The organism is Hydrocoleum sp. CS-953, assembly GCF_002260545.1.
Classification (GTDB): Bacteria; Cyanobacteriota; Cyanobacteriia; order Cyanobacteriales; family Microcoleaceae; genus Trichodesmium.
The window spans coordinates 1-5,428 of the sequence record NZ_LGSU01000916.1; the positions used below are offsets into that span (position 1 = coordinate 1).

Annotated in this window: 5 protein-coding genes; 3 read left to right on the forward strand and 2 right to left on the reverse strand. The window is 34.0% G+C overall.

The features are described from left to right. Positions 1-174 precede the first annotated feature (174 nt). A complete protein-coding gene (locus AFK68_RS12400; RefSeq protein WP_094673083.1) occupies positions 175-978 on the reverse strand; it encodes a class I SAM-dependent methyltransferase in 804 nt (267 codons plus the stop codon). A gap of 373 nt (positions 979-1,351) precedes the next feature. Here AFK68_RS12400 and speE point away from each other — a divergent pair, with 373 nt between their 5' ends. Both speE and AFK68_RS12410 read left to right on the forward strand, forming a co-directional pair. Next, positions 1,352-2,296, forward strand: a complete 945-nt coding sequence (gene speE / locus AFK68_RS12405; protein ID WP_094673084.1) for a polyamine aminopropyltransferase — start codon at positions 1,352-1,354, stop codon at positions 2,294-2,296. Positions 2,297-2,440: 144 nt separating this feature from the next. Continuing rightward, positions 2,441-2,605, forward strand: a complete 165-nt coding sequence (locus AFK68_RS12410) for a YqaE/Pmp3 family membrane protein (RefSeq protein ID WP_094673085.1) — start codon at positions 2,441-2,443, stop codon at positions 2,603-2,605. Positions 2,606-2,749: 144 nt separating this feature from the next. Here the strand turns inward: AFK68_RS12410 and AFK68_RS12415 are convergent, their stop codons facing one another. Continuing rightward, a complete protein-coding gene (locus AFK68_RS12415; protein WP_094673086.1) occupies positions 2,750-4,009 on the reverse strand; it encodes an RNA-guided endonuclease TnpB family protein in 1,260 nt (419 codons plus the stop codon). A 320-nt stretch (positions 4,010-4,329) separates the two neighbouring features. Between AFK68_RS12415 and AFK68_RS12420 the strand changes: the two genes are divergently transcribed. Continuing rightward, positions 4,330-5,397, forward strand: a complete 1,068-nt coding sequence (locus tag AFK68_RS12420; protein WP_094673087.1) for a branched-chain amino acid aminotransferase — start codon at positions 4,330-4,332, stop codon at positions 5,395-5,397. The last annotated feature ends 31 nt before the right edge of the window (positions 5,398-5,428 follow it).

Here is a 5,428-nt window from a genome sequence, read left to right on the forward strand (position 1 = left end):
TAATTAAATAATTCAGCTTTATTAGCCTCCCCTTGGCTGCGCCGCGAGCTGTCGCTCTACAAGGGGAAAATAAAGAAATAGTATTTCCTTATATTTAATTTCCTTACGGTTTTAACCAGAGGTAATTATCAATTATCAATTATCAATTATCAATTATCAATTATCAATTATCCATTACTGAACTTCCTTAAAAGCCATAATTCTAATTCTCTTATAATCAGCTATCCATTTACCCTTCTTATATAAATGAGGACGCAATCTATTCTCAATATCATCAATAATAATATTTTGCTTTCTTTCAGAAATTCCTTCAAAAAAACAAGTCGCGAACATCTTAATCCAATGACGCAGACCATATTCTCCATCTTGAAGTTTAGTTGGTCTTTCTAATAACCTAGCAAAAGTCAACAAAAAACCTTCCGATTCTAAGAGACTAGCATATTCTCCTATACTAGGAAAATACCAAGGATTAAGTTGTTTATTACTACTATAACCAGCAGCATCTAAAGCTTCATAAATACCATTAATAATTGTTTCAATATTACCTTTTCCACCAAATTCTGTAACGAAACGACCTCCTGGTTTAAGTACACGCCAAATATTATGCATAACTTTTTTTGGTTCTTGAATCCAATGAAGTGCTGCATTAGAAAACACCGCATCAAATGTTTCTTTCAACTCAATATTAACTCCATCTCTGACTAAAAACTTAATATCTGGATAACAACGGTGAGCTTCTTCAATCATAGTAGGAGCATTATCAATTCCTACAACTTTTGCTCCTCTAGTAGTAATTTTATAAGTCAGATGACCTGTACCACAACCAAGGTCAAGAATTTTTTCACCTATTTGGGGATTAAGTAATCCTAATAACTCTACTGCTAAGTTAGAAACAAAGGAATGTTTACTATCATACAGTTCTGCATCCCACTCATTGAAAGATATATTTGGGAAGTTGTTAGTTGTATTATTTTGCATAGTAGGTAGTATGAAGAGTAACTTATTCAATGAATTATACTTGAATACAAGCTATAACTTGTTAAGTCAAAAGTTAAAAGTAAGACTTAACTGATGAGTCCCAATAATTTTAATTAGGAAAAATCGTTTTTGGTCTTGATATTTTGAGTAAAACTACTCTCATCATAGGGATAAAATTAGGTGATTGAGTTAATAATATCTCTAAAAAGCTCAGATTTGTATATCAATGTGCGTGAAGTTCTCTCCAGTTAAATCAGAGATTATAACGGGAGACCCCTTACCGAATCTAGTTGGAATAAAAAGCCATTTTATGCTAAGAAATACATTCTGTATCAATATTATTAGATAAATATTTTATCCAGGAGTACGTCTTATGGCTGGTAGTGAAGTTGGTGCAGATTTGTGGGTTAGTGAGTATATCACACCTTGGGATATTTATGTTCATGGTATTACTCAGGTTCTTGCCTACAAGAAAACTGCTTATCAAGAAATGTACATTGTAGAAACAGGTATTTATGGTAAAGCACTGGTTCTTGATGGTAAATGGCAATCTTGTACAGGGGATGAATTTTTATACCATGAACCTCTAGTACATCCTCCCATGATTTGTCATGGTTCTCCTAGTAAGGTTCTTGTTCTTGGTGGTGGTGAGGGAGCTACTATTCGAGAGGTTTTACGTTGGCAAACTGTGGAAAAAGTAGCCATGGTTGATATTGATGGAGAAGTGGTAGAAGCTTGTCGGCAGTATTTGCCAGAAATGCACAAGAATGCTTTTGATGACCCTCGTCTCAAGTTGGTCATTGGTGATGCTTTAGAATTTTTGGATACTTCTGCGGAAGGTTGGGATGTGGTTATCTCTGACCTTTCCGATCCTATTGAAGAGGGGCCATCATTTCAATTATTTACTAAGGACTATTTTGAAAAAATTCTCCGGGTACTTACTCCAGGAGGATTTTTTGTTGTCCAAGCAGGTCCTGTTTCTCCAGGAGAAATGAAACTTCATGCTCGAATTGTCAATACAATGAAGGCAGTATTTCCTTATGTTCAATCTTATAGTAGTCATGTACCTACTTATGGACGACCTTGGGGTTTTGTTCTGGGTTCAAGGGAGATGATTGATAGTTATCCTGATACAGAAAAAATTGATAAACTTTTGGCAGAAAAAACTACTGGTGGGTTTCGGATGTTGGATGGGACTACTTTATTAGGAATGTTACAAGTGCCTAAACATCTGCGGGAAGCGATCGCCACTGAAAGGGAAGTTTATACTTTAGCAGAACCTCCTAAATTTTTCGGTAAAGGTTCTACTAAGAGTTGAAGTTATATAAAGAAGGAATAATAAAGAAGCAGGAAGGTTAATTATTAATACTGACTTGTTTCGGCTATTCTATAATTCCTGACCTTTATGGCTTCTGCCATATACTGAAAAAACAATAGTTTAACAATTACAAGAGTAACTAAAATGACTATACTACGAATTCTAGCTGCTATATTCTTACCGCCTTTAGGTGTTTTCTTAACTGTTGGTCTTGGAGGCGCTTTTTGGATTAATATTCTTCTCACTTTGTTAGGCTTTCTGCCTGGTATTATTCATGCCATTTGGGTTATTGCCAAGAATGATAATTAAGTAAGTTAGGCAGTTAAAATAGGGGTGGGTTTGGTCTAATTTTTGAGGAATTTTTAACTAATATTTAGGCGTTTTTTTACTGTTGGTCTAGGCGGTGCTTTGTGAAGTTCTCTCCCGTTAAATCGGAGATTATAACGGGAGCTTCTAGAACAAAGATAATTGAACCCCAGTTTCAGAAGTTTCTTGTCTCATCGGCTGACTAATGTCTAATCCTCCACAAGCAGACAAGATGATACCCACCTCGTTTAATGCTTTATTTAATATGTTGATTGCTGCATTCTCGTCCCTATCTAAAACCGTTTTACATTTGGGACAAGAGTGAGTTCTAACCGATAAAGTTTTAGGTACTTTATGACCACAATTACTGCAATTTTGTGATGTATTGTGAGGATTAACTTTAACTATATGAACACCGCGTTTTACCGCTACTGCATTCAACTTTTCAATAAAAGCTCCCCAGGCTACATCATAGATTGATTTTGATAGTTTTGTATTTCTAGCTAAACCTTTAATATTAAGGTCTTCTACAGCAATTAAGTCATACTCTTTAACTAATTTATGAGCAGTTTTATAATGAAAATTTTCTCTTTGTCTAGCAGTATGTTGATGTAATTTAGCTACTTTGTTTTGTGCTTTTTTCCAGTTATTAGAACCCATCTCTTTTCTAGCTGCTTTACTTTGTTTTCTAGCTAAATTAGATTGAGATTTTCTATAGAAATTTGGGACAGAAACAGTTTCTCCAGTATTGGTAGTTAAAAACTCTTTTAAGCCTACATCAATACCTACAGCAGTTTTGATGTTGTCTGTGATAATTCGACTAGGAACTGACTTGTCTTCTAAACTAAAACTTACATAATAGCCATCAGCTTTTTTGGTTATAGTTGCAGTTTTAATAGTAAAGCCTTCTGGAATTGGTCTATGAACTATCACTGGAATAGCACCAAATCTGCTAATAATAATTTGCTTTCCATCAAACTTAATTGCAGCTTTAGGATGATTTACTCTACTAAAACATAATGATCTTAATTTGCCAGACTTTTTAAATCTTGGTCTACCAAATCTTTTACCTGTCTTATCAGGAACTAACCAACGTTGCCAAGCTTTATCTAGTCTCTGTAAATTAATTTGTTGAACTTCAGAGTAAATTTCTTTATACTTAGGAAATAACTGTTTTGTTTCTTTAAGTGCTGATTGCTGAAAATAATAATCTGGTCTACAAGGAATCTCGCCAATTGGACTTGAAACTATTGAGCAACGGTCTATCGGACATCTAGTTCTATTTAACCAGTCTAATCGTTGACCCAAAGCATAATTCCAGTGTCTTCTCAAAAGTTCTAGCCAATAATCAATTTTAGCTATTTGTTCTTGATTTGGCTTGATTTTGTAGCAATGACTTATGATCATTTTTTTCTTTTTCGACCAGACTTTTATGATAATAGTTTGTGTAAAGTTTGTCTATACATAAATCAAGAAAACACAATTAAATATACGAATCAGTCATAACAGATTAAAGTAGGGGCGAAAAGCGAATTGCCCCTACAATTATATGCAGCAGGAAATGAAAAAACGATGACGCAAGTAATAAATGATTTCATAATGCTGCGCAAATGTGAATAGCCCCTACACTCCTGACTCAAACAAAAATTCTCTAGGTATAACTGGTAACTACTAAGTTATTAATGCTATTCTAGAAAAATTGTAGTTATTAGACGATGCAGACAATAATGCAAATAGTTAATTCTCAAATATCTATAGAAAAAACTACCCACTCTCGAATTAAAGAACAGGATATTAATAATACTCCCTTTGGTAAAGTATTTACCGACCATATGTTGGTTGCTACCTACTTAGATGGTAGTTGGCAAGAGGTAAAAATTATTCCTTATGGGAATATTCCTATGTCTCCTTCTCTTTCAGCACTACATTATGGTCAGACAGTTTTTGAAGGTTTAAAAGCTTATAGAAGTCCGACAGGAAAACCTTTACTTTTTCGTCCGGAAGCTAATCATAAACGGATTAATGAATCAGCTTTTCGATTATGTATGCCACCTATTCCTGAAGAAATTTTTATTGATGGTTTGAAGGAATTAATTAGACTAGATGCTGATTGGATTCCTACTCAATCAGGTAGTGTATTATATATTCGACCTATCTATTTTGCCACAGATGAATCGGTTGGTCTCAAACCAGCAAATAGTTATAAATTTATTATTATTAGTTGTCCGGTAGGTGCTTATTATTCTGAACCTGTAAAGTTAATTGTGACTGATAAATATATTAGAGCTGCTGAAGGTGGAACTGGTTCTGCTAAATGTGCTGGTAATTATGGTGGTAGTTTATTAGCAGATAAAGAAGCTAAAAAACAGGGTTATGATAATGTTTTATGGTTGGATGCAAAGGAGAAAAAATATATTGAAGAATGTGGCACAATGAATGTGGCTTTTGTTATTAATGATGTGGTTATTACTCCTCAGTTAACTGGAACTATATTGCCGGGAATTACTAGAGATAGTGTATTAACTTTATTTAGAGATATGGGTGTTAAAGTTGAGGAAAGATTAATTTCTATTGATGAAGTGGCGGAGGCTTATCAAGAGGGAAATCTTTCTGAAGCATTTGGTATGGGAACTGCTGCTACTATTGCTCATATTTCTACTATTAATTATCAAGGTAAGGATATGATTTTACCTCCTGTTAATGAACGAAAATATGCTCCTGAAATTTTACAAAAGTTGGAAGATATTAAAACTGGAAAAGTTACTGAATCTTATGGCTGGGTTTCTGAATTGTAAATTAGGGAGTAGGGGTTTAATAATTAATAAT